Genomic DNA, 23,289 nt, shown 5'->3' with positions numbered 1-23,289 from the left:
CGGCCATTCTATGCGCAAACGCCGGCTGCCTGCGCGAACGGCACCGCGCGGCGCGCGATCGGCGGGGGCGTACCGCTCGACGGTCACGATCCGGTCACGGAGCGGACGACCGAAAAGCAAACACCCCGCTCCCGATGAACGGGAGTGAACTGCACCCCAAAAGTTGGAATTTGATCCGACCTTTGGGGTGTTTTTTCATGACGAAGTACAGCGAAGAGCTTCGACGGCAAGTTGTTCAAGAGCATCTGGCGGAAGGGCTTGGCTCGATCCGATTGGCAAAGCGTCACGGTATTGATCGATCGTCGATACGCCGATGGATCGCGGCCTATCGTCTGCATGGCGATGACGGATTGCGCAGGAAGACAAGTCAGTACGATGCGCAGTTCAAGCTCGCGGTGCTGTTCCATATGTGGCGGGCCGAGTTGTCGTACAGGCAGGTAGCAACTGTCTTCGACATCCGCAGCCCGAACTGCATCGGGCAATGGGAGCGCCTGTATCATGACGGCGGTCTAGCCGCTTTGGCGCCCCGCCCGCGCGGGCGTCCCAGGAAAATGCCCGATTCTCTGCCGCCCCAATCTGTCAGTGAAGAACCCACGCCGGACGAGCGGCCCCGCGAGGAATTGCTCAAGGAGATCGAGTATCTGCGCGCGGAGGTGGCGTACCTAAAAAAACTCGATGCGCTGCTGCAATCAAAGAAGGCGGCAGCGCCAAAGAAAAAGCGCAAATAGTGCATGAACTGAGGCAGCGCCATCCGGTGGCCGCGCTCCTGAAGGCAGCAGGTCTGGCGCGCAGCACGTTCTATTACCAACTCAAGGCGCTGGACGTCGGTGATCGGTACGCGGAGCTCAAAGCGAAGATCCGGACCGTGTACGACCATCATCAAGGCCGCTACGGCTATCGACGGATCACCGCCACGATCCGGCAGGCAGGGCACGTGATCAACCACAAGACGGTGCAACGGCTGATGGAGCAGTTGCAGTTGAAGTCGCTGGTACGTCCAAAGAAATACCGTTCCTGGCGAGGTGAAGTCGGCCGGGTTGCGCCCAATCTGCTGCAGCGTCAGTTCGATGCCGAGCGGCCGAATCAAAAGTGGGTAACGGATGTGACCGAGTTCAACGTCGGCGGCCAGAAGTTATATCTGTCGCCGGTGATGGATCTGTACAACGCGGAGATCGTCGCCTACCAAATGGATCAGCGGCCAAGCTTTGAATTGGTCAGCGGTATGTTGAAGAAGGCGCTGACCAAACTCGGGCAAAAGGACCGGCCGCTATTGCACTCCGATCAAGGATGGCAAGGCGCATTCAACCGGTCGTCGCAACACCTTTGATCGAGGAGGTGTTGCATGAGACGCAGTGCGAAGCAGGTGTATCGGTTGACAGGACGTGAGGCGATGTATTCACCGGGCGCACCATCACTTGGACATGAGATCGAGCGTCGGTTCTGGCAACAGATCGCGACTGGCATTACAAGTGAGAAAGCAGCGGAGGCGGTCAGCGTGTCTCAAGCGGTAGGTTCGCGCTGGTTCCGCTATCGTGGCGGTATGCCACTATTCATGTCGAAACCTATTGCGGGTCGATACTTGTCGTTCGCTGAGCGAGAAGAGATAGCATTGCTTTCTGTCCAAGGCCTCGGGGTGCGCGAAATCGCTCGCCGTATCGGACGCAGTCCATCAACCGTTTCGCGAGAACTCACGCGCAATGCTGCGACCCGTGGCGGGTACCTCGAGTATCGTGCTTCAGTCGCGCAGTGGAAGGCGGAACGATTCGCTAAACGACCAAAGCCATCGAAGCTGGCGACTAATGCACGGCTGCGTCAATATGTACAGGAACGCTTGGAGGGCAAAGTATATGACGCTGATGGTCGTGAAATTGCCGGACCGAGGCAGGCGCCGTTCAAGGGACGAAATAAACCGCATCGCGGTGACCGAACGTGGGTCAACGGCTGGTCACCCGAGCAAATTGCCAATCGACTGCAGGTAGATTTCCCTGACGATGAATCTATGCGCATCTCTCACGAAGCGATTTACCAAGCGCTCTGTATTCAAGGGCGCGGTGCGCTCAAGCGTGAGTTGGTGGGCTGTCTGCGCACCGGGCGCGCGTTGCGCGTTCCTCGAGCGAGAGCGCGTGCGAAGGCTTGGGCGCATGTCAGCGAGGATGTGATGATTTCCAGCCGGCCTGCAGAGGCGGAGGATCGTGCTGTGCCGGGCCATTGGGAAGGCGACCTGCTCATCGGCCTGAACCGATCCGCCATTGGGACACTGGTGGAAAGATCAAGCCGTTTCACAATGCTCGTGCACCTACCTCGGGAAAAAGGCTATGGGCAGATTCCGCGCACGAAAAATGGGCCCCCACTGGCCGGCTACGGAGCTGTCACGATGGCCAACGCGCTCAAGAAGACCGTGGCGGACCTGCCTGCCCAGCTGTGGCGATCATTGACCTGGGATCGCGGTAAGGAGCTGTCCGATCACGCCCGCTTCACGATTGAGTCCGGCGTGAAAGTCTTCTTCGCCGACCCGCATAGTCCATGGCAGCGCGGTACGAACGAAAACACGAATGGCCTTCTACGACAATACTTCCCGAAGGGCACTGACCTATCCCGATGGAGTGCTCAAGAGATCCAGGCAGTTGCCAATACACTGAACACCAGGCCGCGGAAAACTCTCGGCTGGAAGACGCCTGCGGAAGCACTGGACGAGTACCTAAAATCCGTTCAAAAATGCAGTGTTGCGACGACCGGTTGAATGCGCCCAATACGTCAGCATTCGCTACAGCGAACGGCTGGCTGAGGCTGGCATCGAGCCGTCCGTCGGCAGCCGAGGCGACAGCTACGATAACGCGCTGGCTGAAACGATCAACGGTCTGTACAAGACGGAACTGATTCATCGGCGCGCCCCGTGGAAAACGAGGGAATCCATCGAACTGGCGACCCTGGAATGGGTGGCCTGGTACAACCATCATCGGCTGATGGAACCGCTCGGCTATATCCCGCCCGCTGAGGCTGAGGCAAACTACTACAGGCAACTCAGAAATGCCGCTGACGTGCCTGCATTAACTTAAACCAACCGGCCTCCACGATTCTCGGTGCGGTTCAGATCGAGACTGTTCCGCAATCGATTTTCGCCAGAGCTCCGAATTTCGACGCCTCGCTGCGGGCGATATCACGTTATCGATGCCCACCGCTTAGGCTGAGCAAAACACTACGCTAGCAGTATTAGTGAACATTGCTAGCACTTCTTTGGGCACGGCTAGCATTGATTGTGAACTCCTACAGCCAGCATATGCGTTGGAGTCGCATTGGGCGCATGGCGTGGTGAAGTTGCGGGTCGCGCTGTTGAACCGAGAATTTCACGACCTCGCGCAACGACCGTTTCCCTGGATTGGACAGCGGCACGTTACGTGGTCCTGGCAGAAGGCATCCCGGCGTTTTTAACGGCTTCCTTCAACAGTTGGCGCCGTGGTCAGCCATGCCGATGGCGTTGGCGAACGCGCGAGCGCATTGCGCCTGCTCGATCGCGTGCGGGGCCGTCACGCCAAGACGCTCGGCGCCGACAAGGGCTATGACATGCGCGACCTTGTGCGGGACTGTCGTGCGCGCAAGGTGACGCCGCATGTCGTGCGCAACGACGCGCATCAAGGCGGCAAGCTGACGATGCTGGCGAGCAACCTGACTCGAATGGCCCGAATACTGTCGGCGGTGCCACAAGGGGCGATGCGATGGGCCGGCCAAGCGTGGTCGTCGCGCGGCAACGCGCCTGCTGGCCCGCTCACCAGCAGGGCCGCCGCGACGATTGATCCGCAACTCAGCAGCCAATCGCATACGAAACCCGTTTAAACAGTGCCCCGGCCGTCAAAACGAGGCGCTTTTCAACAGCCTGTTAGGGCGATCCGCTCCAGGAAGCCTGGACCGATCCGAGCGCGAGTCGTGCTTGTCGTCAACGAAGGCAATCCGGAACATCCGCGGGAGTGCCGAACCGAAAAACCCGCAATTTTAATTTCCAAAATTCAATAAATCTCTGCTTCAAAACAATACGCAGCCTCGCCCATCGACATCCGAGTCTCGCCATCACGGGAAAATTAATGTTTGGCTCATGGAATGTTTCAAACCCCCTTCAAAGAAGGGCCGAAATTGAATGATCTCATCGATTGATGATGATTTTGATTTTAATAGAATTTGGACTTGACTATTTTTGAGGAAGCGCGCCGGTGGGCATTTTTGGTCGCGGCGCAGCGAACCGGCCGGCTCCGTTCGTCAACCGCCTTAGCCTTGACGGGCTTGGTTTTTCGTGCGATGCAGCGTGGCTGTCGAGCTGTCTGAAATCGACGGGCCACGGAAACGATTTCGCATCAACAGCGAATGGGATTGGATTGAAAATCAAAATTATTTTATTAATTTATCTTAATGTTGCATGGACTTGAATTAATTGATCGATCTATAATGCGCTGCGCGAATTAACGAAACGATCCATTTGATAGCTCGATCGAATACATGCGAAGTCTTTATCTGGCAAGACATGGGCAAGCCGCTTTCGGCTCCGACGACTACGACCGCCTGACGGATGTCGGCGTGCGTCAGTGCGCAAGGCTCGGCGAGCGACTGAACTCGTTGCTTCCGCAACGGCCGGCGCTCGCGGGCGGCAGCCATCGACGTCACCTGCAAAGCGCGCTGGCGTGCGCCGAAGCATGGGGCCCGGCGCTTGCGGCGGACTGCCTGGTCGATGCCGGCTTCGACGAATACGATCACACCGAGATCTTGTTGCGTGCCGCGCCTCAATTCCCGGATCTGCAAGCGCTGTCGGCCCACGTCGCGATGCAGGACGATCCACCACGCGCGTTTCAGCGGATGTTCGCCGACGCGGCGGCCCGCTGGGCGTCGGGGAGGTTCGACGGCGAGTACACGCAATCGTGGGCGACGTTCGCGAATCGATGCTGGGCCACGCTCACGGACCTGTCGGCGCGCCACGACGCGACGCGGCCCGTGATGGCGTTTACGTCAGGCGGCGTGATCGGCGCGATCTGCCAGCGGTTGCTCGGCATTCCCGACGAGCGCATCTTCGATCTGATCTGGAGCCTCTACAACGGCGGGCTCACCCGCCTGCTCGTCGACGACGACGGGTACCTCCAGCTCGGCTACCTGAATTGCATCGCCCATCTCGATACGTCGGACGGGCGCTTTCTTACTTATCGGTAATCCGGCACGTCCATGCCTGCGCGCTCCGTTCACCGGCGCGCGCGGTGGATGCGTGTCGCTCGTTCGTCAGGTTCCGTCGTGAAGCGAAAGACCGTGTTTCTCATGTCTGGCCAGGGCTCCCAGTACTACCGCATGGGGGTCGATCTCCATGCGGCGGAGCCGGTTTTCCGTCGCTCGATGAAAGCGCTCGACGCGGTGGTCGCCGAGGCGGCCGGATTCTCGCTCCTGGCCGTGCTCTACGGCGAGAACGCCAGGCGCACCACGCCGTTCGATCGCACGCTGCACACCCACCCCGCGCTGTTCATGGTGCAGTACTCGCTCGCGCAGACCCTGCTCTCGCGCGGCATCGAGCCCGACTACCTGCTCGGCACGAGTCTCGGCGAATACGTCGCCGCCGCGCTGGCGGGCATCGCGTCGCCGGAGCAGGTGCTGCGCACGCTGCTGCACAAGGCGCGGCTCGCCGAGCAGCATTGCAGCCCGGGCGCGATGCTCGCCGTGCTCGACGACCCGGCGCGCTACGAGCGCGACCCGATGCTTCATCGCAACAGCACGCTGGCCGGCGTAAACCATGATCAGCATTTCGTGCTGTCGGGCGAGCGCGAGGCGCTGCAGCGCGTGCATGCGCACCTGCAGGCGCAGCAGGTAGTCTGCCTGATGCTGCCGATCTCGCACGGCTTCCACTCGTCCGCGATGGATCCGTGCCTGCCGGCGCTTCTCGCCGTCGAGCCGCAAAACTTGGCCGCGCCGCGCATCCCGCTGATCTCGTGCCTGTTCGGCGACCGGCTGGCCGCCGCGCCGGGCAACGACTATTTCTGGCAGATCGGCCGTCGTCCGATCCTGTTCCGCGAGGCGGTGGCCGCCTTGCTGCGCGCCGAGCCCGACGGTGTCGAGTTCATCGACGTCGGGCCCGGCGCGACGCTGTCGGGCTTCCTCAAACGCCTGGTGCCAGCCGGGCATCCCCATTCAATCCGTGCCCTCCTGTCGCCGTTCGCCGGCGAGCTGGACGGCCTGCACGCGCTCGCGCCGCGTTCCGACGCGCCGCGGGCCACCACCGTTGGAGAACCGCAGAACATGTACGCATTCGTTTTTCCTGGTCAGGGCGCGCAGAAGAAGGGCATGGGCGCGGCGCTGTTCGAGAAGTACCCGGAGCAGGTGGCCAGCGCCGACCGCATCCTCGGCTATTCGATCGCCTCGCTGTGCCTCGACGATCCGCACGGTCAGCTCGACCAGACGCTCTACACGCAACCGGCGCTGTACGTGGTCAACGCGCTGTCGTATCTCGACGCGAGCGAGCAGGAGGCGGTGCCGCCGGCCTTCGTCGCGGGTCACAGCCTCGGCGAGTACGCGGCGCTGTTCGCCGCCGGCATGGTGGACTTCGAGACCGGGCTGCGGCTGGTGCACAAGCGCGCCACGCTGATGTCGCAGGCGACGGCGGGCGCCATGTCGGCGGTGCTGGGGCTCGACCGGGCGACGCTGCGTGCGCTGCTCGACGCGAACGGCGGTCAGGCGATCGACATCGCGAACCTGAACACGCCCTCGCAGATCGTGATCTCCGGCCCGCTCGATGCGGTCTCGGCGGTCAAGCCGGTGCTCGAACAGGCACCGGGTTGCCGTGGCGTGATCCAGCTGGCGGTGAGCGGCGCGTTCCACTCGCGCCTGATGCTCGACGCGCAGCGCGAGTTCGAGCGCTTCCTGGCCGGCTTCGAGCTGGCGGCGCCGCGCATCCCGGTGATCTCGAACGTCACCGCGCGGCCCTATGAGCCGGGCGAGGCGAAGCGGCTGCTGGCCACGCAGATCACGCACTCGGTGAACTGGGTGGATTCGGTGCGCTACATGTGGGGGCAGGGCGTCGAGACGTTCCGCGAACTCGGCCACGGACGCGTGCTGACCAACCTGGTCGCAAAGATCCGCAACGAGACCACGCCGCTCGTGGAGGCGCCCCCGAGCGCGCGAGTCGAGCCGGCGTCGCGGGGAGCTGCCGCGCCGGCTGCGCCGCTCGCCGCGGTGCCGGTCGTGGCAGTTGCCGCGCCGCTTACCCCGGCGCCGCTCGCGGCCGCTCAACCGCGCGCGGCGGCGCCAGCCGCGAGCGGCCGTGCCGGCGTCGCGCAGATCCGCGCCACCAGCCTTGGGAGCGAGGCGTTCCGCGCCGACTACAACCTCAAGTACGCCTACGTGGGCGGCGCGATGGTGCACGGCATCGCCTCGGTCGCGATGGTGGTGCGCATGGCGCGCGCCGGCATGCTGGCGTTCTTCGGCACGGGTGGCCTCCGGCCCGCCGACGTCGAGCGCGCGATCCTCGAGATCCGCGACGCGCTCGGGCCTGACGCGACGTTCGGCATGAACCTGCTGAACGGCTCGCGCGAGGAGGCCGTGGTGGCGCTGCTGCTCAAGCACGGAGTGCGCAACGTGGAGGCCTCGGCCTACATGCAGATCTCGCCGGGCCTCGTGCTGTATCGCCTGCGCGGCCTGCAGGCCGGCCCCGACGGCCGGCCGGTGGCGCGCAACCGCATCATGGCCAAGCTCTCGCGGCCCGAGGTGGCGGCCGGCTTCCTGAAGCCGGCGCCCGCCGCGATCGTCGACAAGCTGCTGCAAAGCGGCGCGATCACCGCGCAGCAGGCCGCCTGGGCGCGCGAACTGCCGATGGCCGACGACATCTGCGTGGAAGCCGATTCCGGCGGCCATACCGATTCCGGCGTGGCCGCCGCGCTGCTCCCGGTGATCATCGCGCAACGAGACGAGGCGATGGCCGCCCACGGCTATGCCAAGCTGATCCGCATCGGCAGCGCGGGCGGCATCGGCACGCCCGAGGCGGCGGCCTCCGCCTTCGTGCTCGGTGCGGACTTCATTCTTACCGGCTCGATCAACCAATGCACCGTCGAGGCCGGCACCAGCGATCTGGTGAAGGACATGCTGCAAGACATGGAGGTGCAGGACACCGATTACGCGCCGGCCGGCGACATGTTCGAGATCGGCGCGCGCGTACAGGTGCTCAAGCGCGGCGTGTTCTTTCCCGCGCGCGCCAACAAGCTCTACGACGTCTACCGCAGCGTGGATTCGCTCGACCAGATCGACGAGAAGACGGCCCGCATGATCCAGGACAAGTACTTCCAGCGCAGCTTCGAGGCCGTGTACGACGAGTGCCGCAAGCACTACCCTGCGGAGGTCATCGCCGCCGCCGACCAGGCGCCCAAGAAGAAGATGGCGCTCGTCTTCAAATGGTATTTCGCCCACAGCAACCGGCTTGCGCTGAAGGGCGAGCCAGGCGGCAAGGTGGATTTCCAGGTCCACTGCGGCCCCGCGCTCGGCGGCTTTAACCGCTTGGTGAAGGGCATGCCGCTCGAAAGCTGGCGCAACCGCCACGTCGACGAGATCGGCGTGTGGCTGATGGAGACCACCGCCACGCTGCTCAACACCCGCTTCGCCCAGCTGCTCCGGCAGGCGGCCACGACTCCGGCCTCGGAGCCCGAGGCCGTCGCCTGAGCCGGACCGGTCATTTCGTCTCTTCGTTAATGGAAATCTCCATGGAAAACCAGATTCGCGAGTTCATCGAAGCCACGTTCCTCGTCCAGTTCGGCACCGACATCGACGAGCACACCGATCTCTTCAAGGCCGGCGTGATCGACTCGTTCGGCTACGTGCAGTTGATCCATTTCATCGAGCGCGAGTTCAGCATCAAGTACACCGAGGAGGAAATGCTCACGCAAATCCTCACGACGTTCGACAGCCTCGTCGAGTCCGTGCGCGACAAGGTCGCGCTCGCGTAGCCGCACCCCACTCTCACGACCCGCTTCCCGCCAACCCCCTTCGCGAAAGGGGGCGGGAGCCTGCTTGCCCAAAATTCGCAAAGGAACCGATTCTATGTGCGGCATCGCCGGATTCATCTCTATGCGCCCGGGGGCGCTTCCGAATGCTGATTTCATCAAGCCGATGCTGGCGCGAATCCATCATCGCGGCCCAGACGAGGTCGGTTACTTCGTGGACGACCACGTGGCGATGGGCACGGTACGGCTCAGCATCATCGATCTCGCGTCCGGCACACAGCCGCTCAGCGACGCGTCCGGCCGCTACTGGATCTGCTTCAACGGCGAGCTGTACAACTACCGCGAGCTGCGCGCCGAGCTGCAGGCACAGGGCCGGGTGTTCCGCACCCAGTCGGATACCGAGGTGATGCTGCAGGCCTGGCTGCAGTGGGGCGAAGGCTGTCTGCGGCGTTTCAACGGCGCGTTCGGCTTCGCCGTCTACGATACCCGGGAGCACCGCCTGTTCCTCGCGCGCGACCGTTTCGGCAAACGTCCGCTGTTCGTCGCCGAGCACGACGGCATGCTGATGTTCGCCTCCGAGATGAAGGCGTTCCTGGCAATCGACGGCTTCTCGTTCGAGCCCGACGTCGGGCAGCTCTCGTCGATCTTCGCGCAGTGGACGCCGCTGCCGCACCAGACCGGCTTTCGCGGCATCCGCCAGCTGCCGATGGCCGGCTTCCTGCGCGTGCGCGACGGTGAGCTGCGCGCGGGCCGCTACGAGCAGCTCGATTTCGTGCCGCGTCACGAGGTGGGCTCGGAGGCCGAGGCGATCGAGCGGGTGCGTGATGCGCTCACCGAGAGCGTGCGGCTGCGCATGCGCAGCGACGTCGAGGTGGGCGTGTACCTGAGCGGCGGACTCGATTCGACGGTGGTCACCCAGCTCGCGGGCGGCATGTCCGAACATCCGCTGCATACCTTCTCGGTGGCGTTCGAGGACAAGTATTTCGACGAATCGGAGCATCAGCTCGAGGTCAGCCGCTTCCTCGGCACGCGGCACTCGGCGATCACGATCGGCCATGCCGACATCGTGCAGGCGTTTCCGGAAGCGGTCTATCACGCTGAAATCCCGGCGTTCCGCACCGCGTTCGTGCCGATGTTCCTGCTCTCGCGCGCGGTGCGCGACAAGGGCATCAAGGTGGTGCTAAGCGGCGAGGGCGCCGACGAGGCCTTTCTCGGCTACGACCTGTTCAAGGAAACGCTGCTGCGCAGCAACTGGAACGCATACGACAACGACGAACGCAAGCGCCAGCTCTCGCGCATGTATCCGTACCTGCGCCACTTCGGCGGCGACGAGTCCACGCGCCTGCTTGGCCTGTTCCAGCAATTCAGTGAGGAGCGCCTGCCGGGTCTCTTCTCGCACGAAATCCGCTTCCAGAACGGGCGCTTCGCCAACCGCCTGCTCAAGCGCGACGCCGACGCCGACCCGTTCGCCGAGCTACTCGCCTACACCGCCGAGGATCCGCACTTCGCTGGCCTGAACCCGATCGAGAAGGCGCAATGGCTCGAATTCAAGACGCTGCTGCCAGGCTATCTGCTTTCCACCCAGGGCGAGCGCATGAGCATGGCCAACAGCGTCGAGAACCGCTGCCCGTTCCTCGATCCCGAGGTGGTCGCGCTGTCGGCCGCCGTCAACCTCAAGTTCGACGACGGCAGCAATGAGAAGTACCTGGTCAAGAAGGCGTTCGAGGCGGTGATTCCGCCGTCGATCACCGCCAAGTCGAAGCATCCCTATCGCGCTCCCGACAGCGCCGCGTTCGTCGATCACCGCGCCGACTACGTCGAGCTGCTGCTCTCGGAGAACGAGCTGAAGAAGGTGCCTCACCTGGACGCCCGCTTCGCGCAGGCGCTCACCCGCAAGATCTTCGACGGGGAGCCCGGCACCATCAGCACGCGCGAGAACCAGACCTTCATCTATCTGCTGTCCACCGCCATGCTGCATCGCCAGTACGTGCGTCGCGAGGGCCTGCCGCCCATGCCGCTGGAGCGGGTCGACCGGGTGCTGTCCCGCGTCGTCGATCGTCGCAGCGCAATTCGTTCGGGAGTGGAACATGTTTGAGTTTCTTCGCAAGCGCAGCCCGGCCGATTCGGCGCCGGCCCCGGTCGACGCCCATGCCGCCGCCGCGCTGCCGCTCGTCGACGCGGCCTCGGCGGGCCCGGTGCCGCAGCCCGACGACATCGCGATCATCGGCCTCGCGCTGCGCCTGCCGCGCGCCGAGACGCTCGACGACTTCTGGACCGAGCTGGCGGCGCAGCGCTCGCTGATCAGCGAAGTGTCGCCGCAGCGCTGGGACAAGGACGTCTACTACGGCGATCCGCGCAAGGAAGACGACAAGACCAACAGCATCTGGGGCGGCTTCATCGAGCACGCCGACTGCTTCGACGCGGAGTTCTTCAACATCTCGCCGCGCGAAGCGCAGTACATGGATCCGCAGCAGCGCTTCGCGATGGAGCTGGCCTGGAAGGCGATCGAGGACGCCGGCTATCGGCCGGGGCAGCTCGCGGGCACCAATACCGGCGTATACATGGGCGTCTGCCACTGGGACTATGCCGAGCTGTTCGAGAAGACCGGGCAGAAGGTGGATGCGTACTTCCCGACCGGCACCGCCTATTCGATCATCGCCAATCGCGTTTCGCACTACTACGATCTGGCCGGCCCGAGCATCGTGAACGACACCGCCTGCGCGAGCTCGCTGGTGTCGGTCTATCAGGCCGTGCGCGCGATCCGCAACGGTGAATGCGACGCGGCGCTCGCCGGCGGGGTGAATCTCGCGTGGTCGGTCAACCACTTCATCGCGTTTGGCAAGAACGGCATGCTCTCGAAGCGCGGCCGCAGCCAGGCGTTCGATCGCGAGGCGGACGGTTACGTGCGCGGCGAGGGCGGCGCAATGCTGCTGCTCAAGCCGTTGCAGCGCGCGCTGGAGGACGGCGATCCGGTGTATGCGGTGATCAAGGGCATCGGTACCAACCACGGCGGGCGCACCACCTCGCTGACGGTGACCAACGCCAAGGCGCAGGCGCGCCTGATCCGCGAGGTTTACACCCGCGCCGGCATCGCGCCGGACAGCGTCAGCTATATCGAGGCGCATGGCCCGGGCACGCCGGTCGGCGATCCGGTGGAAGTGCTGGGCCTCAAGGAAGCGTTCCGCGACATGCACCAGGAAGCTGGCTCGGAGCCGGTGCCGCAGAGCTGCGGGATCGGCTCGGTCAAGACCAATATCGGCCACCTCGAGGGAGCCGCCGGCGTGGCCGGCATGGTCAAGGTGATCGCGGCGATGCGGCATCGCACGCTGCCGGGCAACGTCGATTTCCGCCAGCTCAACCCGCTCATCAAGTTCGAGGGCAGCCCGTTCTACGTGGTCGGCCAGAGCCGGCCGTGGGCGACCAACGGCACGGCGCCGCGTCGCGCCGGCGTCAGCTCGTTCGGTTTCGGCGGCACCAACGCGCACGTGATCCTGGAGGAGGGCCCGGGCCTCGCCGAGGCCGACGCGCCCGATGCGGCCCATGTCGCCGGTACGCCGGTGCTGGTGCCGCTGTCTGCCCGCAACGGCGAGCGGCTCGACGCGCAGATCCGGCAGTTGGCGGCGCACCTGCGCGCCCATCCTGACCTCGATCTGGCCGCGCTCGCCTATACGCTGCAGGTCGGCCGCGAGGGCATGGTCGAGCGCATCGCGTTCGTCACGGACTCGGTGGCCGAGCTGACGGCGCGCCTGGACGCGGCGCGCGCGGCCACGGCGCCGGTCGAGCGCAGCTGGCGCGGGCAGGTGCCGGCGCGACGCGGCAAGCACGACGCGAAGCAGGCGGCGCTCGACGAGGATACCGAGCTGCTGCTCTCGCACTGGATCGAGAAGTGCCGCCTCGACAAGCTGGCCGAGCACTGGTGCGGCGGCGGCCCGGTGGACTGGCAGCGGCTCCATCGCGCCGCGCGTCCGCAACGGCTGCGGCTGCCGACCTATCCGTTCGCGCGCGTGCGCCACTGGCTGCCGGACGCCGAACCCGCGGCCGCGACGGCCGCTCGGGACACGACGAACGCGACCGCCCCGACCGCGCCCGCCACGCTGCATCCGCTGCTGCACGAGAACGTCTCCACGCTGAGCCGCCAGGCCTATCGCACCGCCTTCTCGGGCACCGAATTCTTCCTCGCCGATCATCACGTGTCCGGGCGCATGGTGCTGCCCGGCGTCGCCTATCTCGAAATGGCGCGCGCGGCCGCCGCGCTCGCGCTGGAGGCGGGTGAGCACTGCACGCTGAAGAACGTGGTCTGGATGCGCCCGCTGCGGGTGGGCGCCGAGCCGGTGGACGCGCGCATGCAGCTCACGCCGCAGACGCGCGGCGACGTCGCCTACGAGGTGACGAGCGGTGCCGTCGACGCGCTCACGGTGCACAGCCAGGGCACCATCGTGGCGCAGGCCGAGCCTGCGGCGGCGCCGGCCGCCGTCGATCTGAGCGCGCTGCGCGGCGCCTGCGCGAGCCCGGTGACGCTCGACGAGGCCCACGGCTGGCTGCGCGCGGCCGGCATGGTGCACGGCCCGTCGCTGCAGGCGATGACCGGCCTTTACCAGGGCGAGCGGCAGGTGCTGGTGGAGTTGAGCCTGCCCGAGGCGCTTCACGCCGAGGCCGAGGCCTACCGGCTGCATCCGGCGCTGCTCGACGCCGCGATCCAGGGCACCGTGGTACTGCTGCGCGGCGAGCGTCCGGCGCTGCCGTTCGCGCTGCGCGAGCTGCGTCAGTACGGACCGTGCGCCACGCGCATGTGGGCCTGGATCCGCCCCAGCGCCGGCGCGGCCGGGAGTGCCGCGATGCCGGCCTTCGACATCGACATGTGCGACGCACAGGGCGTCGTCCGGGTACGGCTCGCGGGCCTCTCGCTGCGCCTGCTGGAAACGGGCGAGGCGGCGGCCTCGGCCGCCGCGCTGAGCTACGGCGTGCGCGAATGGCGGGTCGCCCCGCTGGCCGCGTCGGCCGCGCCGGTGAACGCCGGCGGGCTGGTGTTCGTGGCCGGCGCCGCGCCCGATCCGCAGCGCGACCGGCAACTCGCCGAGGCGCTCGGCGCGAGCGTCGAGGCGCTCGCGCTGCCGCCGGCGGAACAGGCGGCGGCGGGGCTCGAGGCGGCCTTCCAGGTGGTGCTGCGCGGCGTGCAGCGCGTGATGGGCGAGCGCCGCAAGGCAGACGTCTGCATCGTGCTGCCCGACGACGAGGCCGGGCGCCTCTTTGCGCCGCTGGCCGCGCTGCTGCAGGTCGCGCTGCAGGAAAGCTCGCGTCTGCGCGGACGGCTGATGATGGTGGCCGGCCTCGCGCAGCTGCCCGCCGCCGCGCTGGCCGAGCGCGTCCGCGCGGAACTCGGCGCGCCCGGCGCGATGCACGAGGTTCGCTACGACCTTGCCGGACAGCGCGAGGCGAGCGTGGTCGCGCCGCTCGCGCTGCCGACCGGCTCGCTCGGCGAGGTATTCAAGCCGGGCGGTGTCTACTGGCTGACCGGCGGGCTGGGCGGCCTCGGCCGCCTGATCGCCGAGGCCGTGGCCGGCCTCTCGGGCGTGGTGCTGGTGCTGAGCGGGCGCGGCCCGGCCGACGGCCGCGACGCCGCACTGCGCGCGCGCGGCGTGACGCTCGACTATCTCGTCGCCGACGTCGCCAACGCCGAGGACACGCAGCGCGTGGTGGCGGAGATCCTGCGCCGCCACGGCCGCCTGAACGGTGTGCTGCACGTCGCCGGCGTGCTGCAGGACGGCCTGATCGTCAACAAGACGGCCGAGCAGGCCAGCGCCGTGTTCGCGCCGAAGGCGCGCGGGCTCGCGAACCTCGACGCCGCCACGCGCGGGCTCGCGCTCGACTTCATGCTGCTGTTCTCGTCGGTGGCGGCGGTCGATCCGGCCGCCGGCCAGGCCGACTACGCGGTCGCCAACCGCTTCCTCGACGCCTATGCGGACTACCGCGACGCGCAGGTGCGCGCCGGCCGTGCGCACGGCGTGACGGTCGCGATCGACTGGCCGCTGTGGGCCGACGGCGGGATGCGCATGGATGCCGCCAACATCGACGCGATGCGCCGTCGCACCGGCGGCGAGCCGCTGCCGAGCGAGGTGGGGCTCGGCGCGCTGGCGGCGGTGGTCGCCGCCAGGCGGGTCGGCCACGTGTCGGTCAACTACGGGCACGCGCGCGTCGAGGCGGCGCCGCAACCGGCGCCGTCGTCGCAGCCGGTGCCGGCCGCGCAACCCGCCGCGGCCGCCGCGGCCTCCGCGCCGTCGCCGGCGGACCTGATGGGCGAGACGCTGGTGCTGCTCAAGCAGACGCTCGGCAAGGTGCTGAAGCTCGATCCGGCCAAGATCCGCACCGGCGAAAAGTTCGAGCAATACGGCTTCGACTCGATCATGGCGGTCGACATGACCTTGCAGCTGGAGGAACTGGTCGGCTCGCTGCCCAAGACGCTGTTCTTCGAATATGTCGACCTGCAAGGCATCGCCGATTACCTGCAGGAGGAGCACGCGGACGCGCTCGCGGCGGCCCTGGCGGCAAGGCGCCCGGCGGCCGCGGCGACCAGCGCCGCGCCCGACGCGCCGCAAGCACCGGCTCCGGCGGCGATCGCCGCAGGTCCGGCCGGCACCACGAGCCGCTTCAGCGCGCCGGCCTCGGCACCGGTGGCGATGTACGACGCCGATCTCCACGACATCGCCGTGATCGGCCTGGCCGGCCGCTATCCGCGCGCGGCTACGCTGGATGCGTTCTGGGAGCTGTTGAAGAACGGCGAGCACGTGTTCGAGAAGATTCCCTCGGAGCGCTGGGAGCACGCGGGCATCTACCACGACGAGCGCGACGTGCTCGGCAAGAGCACGATCCGCACCGGCGGCTTCCTCGACGACATCGACAAGTTCGACCCGCGCTACTTCAACATCTCGCAGCGCGACGCGGAGCTGATGTCGCCCGAGGTGCGGCTGTTCCTGCAGGTGGGCGTGGAGGCGTTCGAGGACGCCGGCTACTCGCGCGAGCAGATGCGCCAGCGCTACGACGGCGACGTCGGCGTGCTGGTCGGCACCATGAGCAACCACTACAACCTGCTCGGCTTCCAGAACATGCTCACGCGCGGTTCGCGCGCGAGCGGCAGCTACACCGGCACGCTGCCGAACATGCTGTCGTATTTCTACGGTTTCACCGGCCCGTCGATCTTCCTCGACACGATGTGCTCGGCGGCCTCCACCTGCATCGATCAGGGCGTCTGGATGCTGCGCACGCGCCAGTGCCGGATGGTGCTGGCCGGCGGCGTCAACCTGCTGCTGCATCCGCAGAACCTGATCTCCAGCTCGCAGGAGCACTTCACGTCGAAGAGCGCCGACGTGATCCGCAGCTACGGCCTCGGCACCGACGGCACGATTCTCGGCGAGGGCCTCGGTGCGGTGCTGCTCAAGCCGCTGGCCGAGGCGATCGCCGACGGCGATCACATCTACGGCGTGATCAAGGGCACCGCGATCAACAACGCCGGGGTGCGCAACGGCTTCACGGTGCCGACGCCGGCCATGCAGGCCAAGGCTGTCGAGAAGGCGCTGGCCGACGCGCGGGTGGACGCGCGCACCATCAGCTACGTCGAGGGCCACGGCTCGGGCACCAAGCTCGGCGATCCGATCGAGATCAAGGCGCTCACTCATGCGTATCGCACCCACACCGACGAGCGCAACTTCTGTGCGATCGGCTCGGTCAAGTCGAACATCGCGCACCTGCTGGCGGCGGCCGGCGTGGTCGGCCTCACCAAGGTGCTGCTGCAGATGAAGCACGCCACGCTGGTGCCGTCGCTGCATGCCGAGGAGCTGAATCCGGCGATCCCGTTCGCCGATTCGCCGTTCCGCGTGCAGCGCGAGCTGGCCGAATGGCGGCGCCCGACCATTGTCGGCGCCGACGGCGTCGCGACCACCTATCCGCGTCGCGCCGGCGTCACCTCGATCGGCGCGGGCGGCATGAACTCGCACATGATCATCGAGGAATACGCGGCGCCCGAGCCCGAGCACTGGCCGGCCGCGCCGCGCCTGTTCGTGCTCTCGGCAATGACGCGCACGCTGCTGCAGGACTGGATGCAGCGGCTGCTGGCGCGGCTGCGCGAACAGCCCGGGCTCGACCCGGCGCGCGTGGCGTACACGCTGCAGGTGGGCCGCAACGTGCAGCCGTGCCGCTTCGCGATGGTGGCGTCGAGCCTCGACGAGTTCGTCGCGGCGCTCGACGCGTTCCTGCGCGACCAGCTCGCGCCGGGCGCGGTGTTCGTCGACAACGTGCTGTCGATCGATCCGAGCGCCGGCGCGGGCGAGGTCGAGCGCGATCTCGCGGCCGGCGATCTGGCGCGGCTCGCGCGCCATTGGGCCGACGGCGCGCAGCTCGACTGGCGCTTGCTGTGGCCCGAGCGGGCGCCGCATCGCCTGTCGCTGCCGCCGAGCGCGTTCGAGAAGGTGCGCTGCTGGTACGAGGTGCATCCCGACGCGCCGAGCGTGCTCGATCCGCTCGCCTCGCGCGGCAAGCTGCATCCGTTCATCGGCCGCAACCTGTCGGACTTGTCCGCAATCGCGTACGAGACCGACGCGCGGCCCGACGATCTGCTCGACTACGCGTATCGCCGCGACGGCCAGCGCCGCATCGTGCCGACCTTCGTGCTCGACGCGGCGTGGGCGTTGGGCGGCATCGCAGGGCTCGCCGCGCCGTTCGCGGTACGCGACCTGGCGCTGAATCCGGATCCGGACTGGAGCGGGCCCGCGCGGCTCGAGTTCGCGCTCACCACGCGCGCGCCCGGCAGCCACGAAGTCGGCGTGCGATACACGGGCGAGGACGGCGAGGTCCGGCCGCTCGCGCGCTTCGCGCTGCAGGAGACGACCGCGCCGCAATGGCCGGCGACGCTCGGGCTCGATCCGGGCAGCGTCGCCGCCGCGCTCGATGCGGCCGCCTTCTACGCCACGCTGCGCGAGGGCGGGCTCGACTACCTGCCGTACCTGGAGAGTGTCGAGCGGCTCGGCTGGAGCGCCGACGGCGCCTGCCTCGTCACGCTGCGCGAAGCGATGCCGAAGCAGCACCACTTCGCCGCGCGCGTCGCGCTCACGCCGGCCGTGCTCGGCGCCGTGCAGCAGGTCGCGCACTTCCTCGCGCGGCAGGCCGGCGAGACGGCCTGGCCGGACGCCGGCTTCGTGGGTGCCGACGCGCTCGAATTCGTCGGCGGCACGGTGCGGCACCTACGGTTCGAGGGCCGCCATACGGTTGCCCTGCTCGACGACGCCGGACGCGTGCTTGGCGCGATCCGCGGCGCGCGCTTCGGGCTCGCGGCGATGCCGGCGGCCTCGGATGTGGCGCGACCGGCTGCCGTGGTACAGGCCGCCGCCGCGAGCACCGCGGCGTACGCGCCGGTCGCGCTCGTCGCCGCACCGGCGGCGGCGCCAGCCGCGCCGATGGTATCGGCGCCGCCCGATGCGCCCGACGACCTCGCGCAGATCCGCACCGACGTGGTGGCCCGCATTCTCGGGCGGATGGCGCCGATCCTGAAGTTCGCGCCCGACGCGATCAACCTGCGCACGCCGTTCTACAACCTCGGTTTCGATTCGATCTCGCTGACCGAGCTGGCCAACCACATCGGCGCCGACCTGGGCGTGGCCCTCACGCCGGCGGTGTTCTTCGAGGTCGAGAACGTCGAGCAACTGGCAGGGCATCTGATGGCGAACCACGTTGCGACGCTGCGCGAGCGGCGCCGCGCGGCGCAGGCGACACCGGCCCCGGCGGTCGCGCCGGCCGCTGCCGCGCCGCTCGTCCAGTCGTCACCGGTGCTGGCGCCACCCGCTGCAGTTCCGGCTGCGGCTCCCGCGTTCGCGCCGGCGGCACCCGCCGCCGGGTCCGATCCGCTGCTCGAGCGCGCCGTGGCGATCATCGGCATGTCGGCGCGGCTGCCCGGCGCCGACGATCTCGACGCGTTCTGGCGCAACCTGCGCGAGGGCCGCAACGCCATCGTGCCGCTGCCGATGAGCCGGTATCGCGGCGCCTATCGCGAGCAGATGGAGCAGGCCGACTTCCCGCACCGCGCGGGCGTGCTGCACGACATCGACCGCTTCGACGCCGCGTTCTTCCACATCTCGCCGGCCGAGGCCGAGCTGATGGATCCGCAGCACCGGCTGTTCCTCGAGGCGGCCTGGGCCGCGGTCGAACATGCCGGCTATCGCGCGAGCCGGCTGCCGGAGGCCACCGGCGTGTACGTCGGCGTGAGCGGCAACGACTACGCGACGCTGCTGGCCGCCCACGGCGTGCCCACCGAGGCCTACACGGCCACCGGCACGGCGCACTCGATGCTGGCCAACCGCGTCTCGTTCTTCCTCGACGTGCACGGCCCGAGCCAGGCGATCGACACCGCCTGCTCCAGTTCGCTGGTGGCGCTGCATCGTGCTGTGGAGAGCCTGCGCGCCGGCCAGTGCGAGATGGTGATCGCCGGCGGCGTGAACCTTGCGCTGAGCGCCGACACCTTCGTGGGCGCCTACAAGGCCGGCATGCTCAGCCCCGAGGCGCAGTGCAAGACGTTCTCGGCGAATGCCGACGGCTACGTGCGCGGCGAGGGCGTGGCGGCGCTGGTGCTCAAGCCGCTGCGCGCGGCCGAGCGTGACGGCGATTCGATCCTCGGCGTGATCCTCGGCAGCGCCGAGAACCACGGCGGGCGCGCCAACTCGCTGACGGCGCCGAACCCGCGCGCGCAGGCCGAGCTGATCAAGCGCGCGATGCACGGCATCGATCCGGCCAGCATCGGCTATGTCGAGGCGCACGGCACCGGCACCAGCCTCGGCGATCCGGTCGAGATCAACGGCCTCAAGCTGGCCTACGCGCAGCTGCCGACCCAGGACGGCGCGCCGCTCGCGGCGGGCCGGTGCGCGATCGGCTCGCTGAAGTCGAACATCGGCCATCTGGAGGCGGCGGCGGGCGTGGCCGGCGTGCTCAAGGCGCTGCTCGCGATGCGCCACGGCGCGCTGCCGGCCAGCCTGCACGCCGAGCCGCTCAACCCTTACATCGAGCTGGACGGCAGCCCGTTCCGGATCGTGCGCGAACTCACGCCATGGCCGCGCGAGGTGGATGCCGCGGGCCAGCCGCGGCCGCGCCGCGCCGGGGTGAGCAGCTTCGGTTTCGGCGGCGCGAACGCGCATCTGGTGCTGCAGGAGTACCTGGCGCCGGCTGCCGCGCCGGCTGCCGCGGGCCCGCACGCGATCGTACTGTCCGCGCGCAATGACGTGCAGCTGCGCGTCGTCGCGCGTCGCCTGCTGGCCTGGGCTCAGCAGGCCGAGGGCGACGCGCACGCCGGGCTGATCGAGCGCGTGGCCTACACGCTGCAGGTCGGTCGCGAGCCGATGGACGAGCGTCTCGGCTTCGAGGCCGCCTCGCTGGCACAACTGGTGGCCACGCTCACCGACTACCTCGACGACCTGCCCGGCGCCGTGCTGCGCGGCTCGACGCGGCGCGCGGCGGCAGCGGCGGTCCCGCCGGCCGGCGCCGCAATGCGCGAGACGCTGCGTGCCTGGGTGGACGGCGCCGAGATCGACTGGGCGACGCGCCACGCGCACGTGCCGGGGCGCGTCGCGCTGCCGACCTATCCGTTCGCGGGGCAACGCCACTGGATTCCCGCGCAGGCGGCGCTGCCGACGCTCGACGACGCGGCGCTCGAGCGGATGCTGGACAACGTGCTGAGCGACACCTTGAGCGTCGACGAGGCGATGGATGCATTGACGCTGGCCGATCACGGCCGCGGCGAGTAAATGGAGAGGATCGTGGACGCGTTGCAGCGAATCTTGCAGGATCTGAAAAGTGGTCGCATCGACAAGGCCGAGGGGCTGCGTTTGCTGAAGGCACGGCGCGACGGCGCCGCGCACGACCTGGAAGCGGCCGCGCCGGCCGGGGCCGGCACGGCGGCGGAGGTCGGCCTGTACGCCGTCGAATGGCGCGAGCAGCCGCTCGAACACGAGTCCGCGGCCACCGGCGGCGACTGGCTGGTGCTGCTGACCGAGCCGTTCACGGCGGCCCGGGCGGCGCTCGCCGCGCTGCCGGCCGCGCCGCGCTGCCAGGTGTTCGCGCGGCCCGAAGGCGATCTCGGCGCGCGCTACGAGGCGCTCGCCGCGCAGGTACTGGCGGCCTTGCAGGCGCCGCTGCGCGAACCGATGTCGACACCGTTGCGGGTGCAACTGGTGATCCCCGCCGCGGCCGAGGACGAGCCGCTGTTCGGACTCGCCGCGTTGCTGCGCAGCGTCGAGCAGGAGAATCCGCGGATCCGCGCGCAGGTGATCGGCGTCGATCCCGAACGCGTGAACGCGTCCGACCTGGCGGCCCTGCTGGCCGCCGAGCGTGCGCACCAGGGTCCGGCCGCGATCCTTCATCGCGACGGCGCGCGCAGCGTGCTGCATTACGCGCCGTTGCCGGCCGCCGCCGGTGCGCCGGCGCCGTGGCGCGACGGCGGCGTGTATCTGCTCACCGGGGGCGCGGGCGGCCTCGGTGCGCTGTTCGCGCGCGAGATCCTGCGTCACGCGCCCGGCGCGCGGGTGGTGCTGGCCACGCGTGCTGGCTGGCCCGACCCGGCACGCGCCGCGCTGGCCCCGCTGGGGCCGCGGCTGCAGCTGCGCACGCTCGACGTGACCGACGCGGGCGCCGTCGAGGCGTTGCTGCATGACCTGCACCGCGAGCACGGCACGCTCACCGGCATCCTCCACGCCGCCGGCACGCTGCGCGACGGCTTCGCGCTCGGCAAGTCGGCCGCCGATCTGGCCGCCGTCTGCGCGCCCAAGGTGCGCGGCCTGCTGAACCTCGAACGCGCCAGCCGCGCGCTGCCGGTCGAGTTCCTGGCAAGCTTCTCGTCGCTGGCCGGCGTGCTCGGCAATGTCGGCCAGTCCGACTACGCGCTCGCCAACGCGTTTCTCGACCGCCGCGCGCTGCAGACCCGCCGCAGCATCTCGATCGCCTGGCCGCTGTGGCGCGAGGGCGGCATGCGCATCGACGCGGAGACCGAACGTGCGCTGCGCGAGAACCTCGGCCTCGCGCCGATCGACAGCGAACGCGGCTTCGCGGCGTTCTATCAGGCGCTCGCCGCCGCCCGGCCGCAGGTGCTGGTGGCCTGCGGCGATCTGGCGAGGCTGGCCGCGCGCTTCAACGGCGCCGCGCCCGTCACGGCGGCACCCGCGCTCGAGGCCGCCGGGGCCGCCGCCTCGGCCGCGCCCGAGGCCGAGGCGGCCGAGCTGCGCGCCGCGCTGTTCGCGCGGCTCAAGGCGCTGTTCTCCGAGTGCACGCGCTACGGCGTCGAGGAACTCGACGCGCTGGAGCCGCTGGAGAGCTACGGCATCGATTCGATCATGATCACGCGGCTGAACCAGCGGCTCGCCGCGTTCTACGCGAGCCTGCCGAAGACGCTGCTTTACGAGCACCGCACGCTGGCCGCGCTGGCCGGCTATCTGCTCGACCAGCACGCGGCGGCGAGCAGGCGCTGGGCCGGGCTCGATGCCGCGCCGGCCGCGTCGGTGCGGGCGGCCGGTGCCGACGCGGCCGATCCGGCGCGCGGCGCCGTCACCGGTGTGGCCGCCGCCGGGCCGGCCCGGGCCGCCACGGCCTCCGGCCGCGCGGCCGAGGCGCACGACGACGCGATCGCGATCATCGGCCTGAGCGGCCGCTATCCGCGCGCCGCGTCGCCGACCGAATTCTGGAACAACCTGCGCGACGGCCGCGACTGCATCGGCGAGATCCCGCCCGAGCGCTGGCCGCTCGAGGGCTTCTACGAGGCCGACCGCAAGCTCGCGCTCGCGCAGGGCAAGAGCTACGGCAAGTGGGGCGGCTTCCTCGACGGCTTCGCCGATTTCGATCCGCTGTTCTTCGGCATCTCGCCGCGCGAGGCGAGCGGCATGGATCCGCAGGAACGTCTGTTCATGCAGGCCTGCTGGGACGTGCTGGAGGACGCGGCGATCAGCCGCGAGACGCTCGCCACGCAATACGGCGGCAAGGTCGGCGTCTACGCCGGCATCACCAAGACCGGCTTCAACCTGTACGGCCCCGCGCTGTGGCGCGACGGCGAGACGTTGCATCCGCGCACCAGCTTCAGCTCGGTGGCGAACCGCGTCTCCTACACGCTGAACCTGAACGGCCCGAGCCTGCCGCTCGACACCATGTGCTCGTCGTCGCTGACGGCGATCCACGAGGCCTGCCGCGCGCTGCGCGCCGGCGACTGCGAGCTGGCGATCGCGGGCGGCGTGAACCTCTACCTGCATCCGTCGAGCTTCGTCGAGCTGAGCGCCTCGCAGATGCTCTCGTCCGATGGCCGCTGCAAGAGCTTCGGCGAGGGCGG

Annotated in this window: 7 protein-coding genes and 4 pseudogenes (1 of these 11 only partly in view); all 11 read left to right on the top strand. The window is 68.3% G+C overall.

From position 1 onward, the window contains the following. Positions 1–197: 197 nt before the first annotated feature. Positions 198–1,294, top strand: a pseudogene (locus tag LXM88_RS00710) (IS3 family transposase); the annotation flags it as partial. A 48-nt stretch (positions 1,295–1,342) separates the two neighbouring features. Next, positions 1,343–2,740 carry an IS30 family transposase gene (locus LXM88_RS00705; RefSeq protein ID WP_262531143.1) on the top strand — a complete coding sequence of 466 codons (1,398 nt, stop codon included), beginning with the start codon at positions 1,343–1,345 and terminating at the stop codon, positions 2,738–2,740. 4 nt (positions 2,741–2,744) lie between these two features. Beyond that, a pseudogene (locus tag LXM88_RS00700) lies at positions 2,745–3,056 on the top strand (integrase core domain-containing protein); the annotation flags it as partial. A 212-nt stretch (positions 3,057–3,268) separates the two neighbouring features. Next, positions 3,269–3,429: pseudogene (locus LXM88_RS00695) on the top strand (ISKra4-like element ISBusp5 family transposase); the annotation flags it as partial. 15 nt (positions 3,430–3,444) lie between these two features. After that, positions 3,445–3,714, top strand: a pseudogene (locus LXM88_RS00690) (IS5/IS1182 family transposase); the annotation flags it as partial. A 771-nt stretch (positions 3,715–4,485) separates the two neighbouring features. Then, positions 4,486–5,187 carry a histidine phosphatase family protein gene (locus LXM88_RS00685; protein WP_262531142.1) on the top strand — a complete coding sequence of 234 codons (702 nt, stop codon included), beginning with the start codon at positions 4,486–4,488 and terminating at the stop codon, positions 5,185–5,187. Positions 5,188–5,265: 78 nt separating this feature from the next. After that, a complete protein-coding gene (gene fabD / locus LXM88_RS00680) occupies positions 5,266–8,667 on the top strand; it encodes an ACP S-malonyltransferase (protein WP_262531141.1) in 3,402 nt (1,133 codons plus the stop codon). A gap of 41 nt (positions 8,668–8,708) precedes the next feature. Further along, a complete protein-coding gene (locus tag LXM88_RS00675; RefSeq protein WP_262531139.1) occupies positions 8,709–8,951 on the top strand; it encodes a phosphopantetheine-binding protein in 243 nt (80 codons plus the stop codon). 94 nt (positions 8,952–9,045) lie between these two features. After that, the gene (gene asnB / locus LXM88_RS00670; RefSeq protein ID WP_262531138.1) at positions 9,046–11,043 is read left to right on the top strand and encodes an asparagine synthase (glutamine-hydrolyzing); all 1,998 of its coding nucleotides are present in this window, start codon (positions 9,046–9,048) and stop codon (positions 11,041–11,043) included. Further along, positions 11,036–20,725: an SDR family oxidoreductase gene (locus tag LXM88_RS00665; RefSeq protein WP_262531136.1), complete on the top strand. Its 9,690-nt coding sequence runs from the start codon at positions 11,036–11,038 to the stop codon at positions 20,723–20,725. The genes asnB and LXM88_RS00665 overlap by 8 nt, the downstream gene beginning before the upstream one ends. Beyond that, positions 20,726–23,289, top strand: the 5' portion of a protein-coding gene (locus tag LXM88_RS00660) for an SDR family NAD(P)-dependent oxidoreductase (protein WP_262531134.1). Its footprint extends 27,991 nt past the window's final position; the window shows 2,564 of its 30,555 coding nt (coding positions 1–2,564); it begins with the start codon at positions 20,726–20,728; its stop codon lies off the right edge, out of view.

Origin of the sequence: Burkholderia sp. S-53 (genome assembly GCF_025560745.1) — a bacterium.
Taxonomy (GTDB): Bacteria; Pseudomonadota; Gammaproteobacteria; order Burkholderiales; family Burkholderiaceae; genus Burkholderia; species Burkholderia pyrrocinia.
This window is presented reverse-complemented; position numbering and strand designations above follow the sequence as displayed.

Bases quoted from the DNA above. Each gene is read 5' to 3' on its own strand.
- LXM88_RS00705 (WP_262531143.1), top strand. From the start codon at position 1,343: ATGAGACGCAGTGCGAAGCAGGTGTATCGGTTGACAGGACGTGAGGCG.
- LXM88_RS00685 (WP_262531142.1), top strand. From the start codon at position 4,486: ATGCGAAGTCTTTATCTGGCAAGACATGGGCAAGCCGCTTTCGGCTCC.
- LXM88_RS00675 (WP_262531139.1), top strand. From the start codon at position 8,709: ATGGAAAACCAGATTCGCGAGTTCATCGAAGCCACGTTCCTCGTCCAG.
- asnB (WP_262531138.1), top strand. From the start codon at position 9,046: ATGTGCGGCATCGCCGGATTCATCTCTATGCGCCCGGGGGCGCTTCCG.
- LXM88_RS00665 (WP_262531136.1), top strand. From the start codon at position 11,036: ATGTTTGAGTTTCTTCGCAAGCGCAGCCCGGCCGATTCGGCGCCGGCC.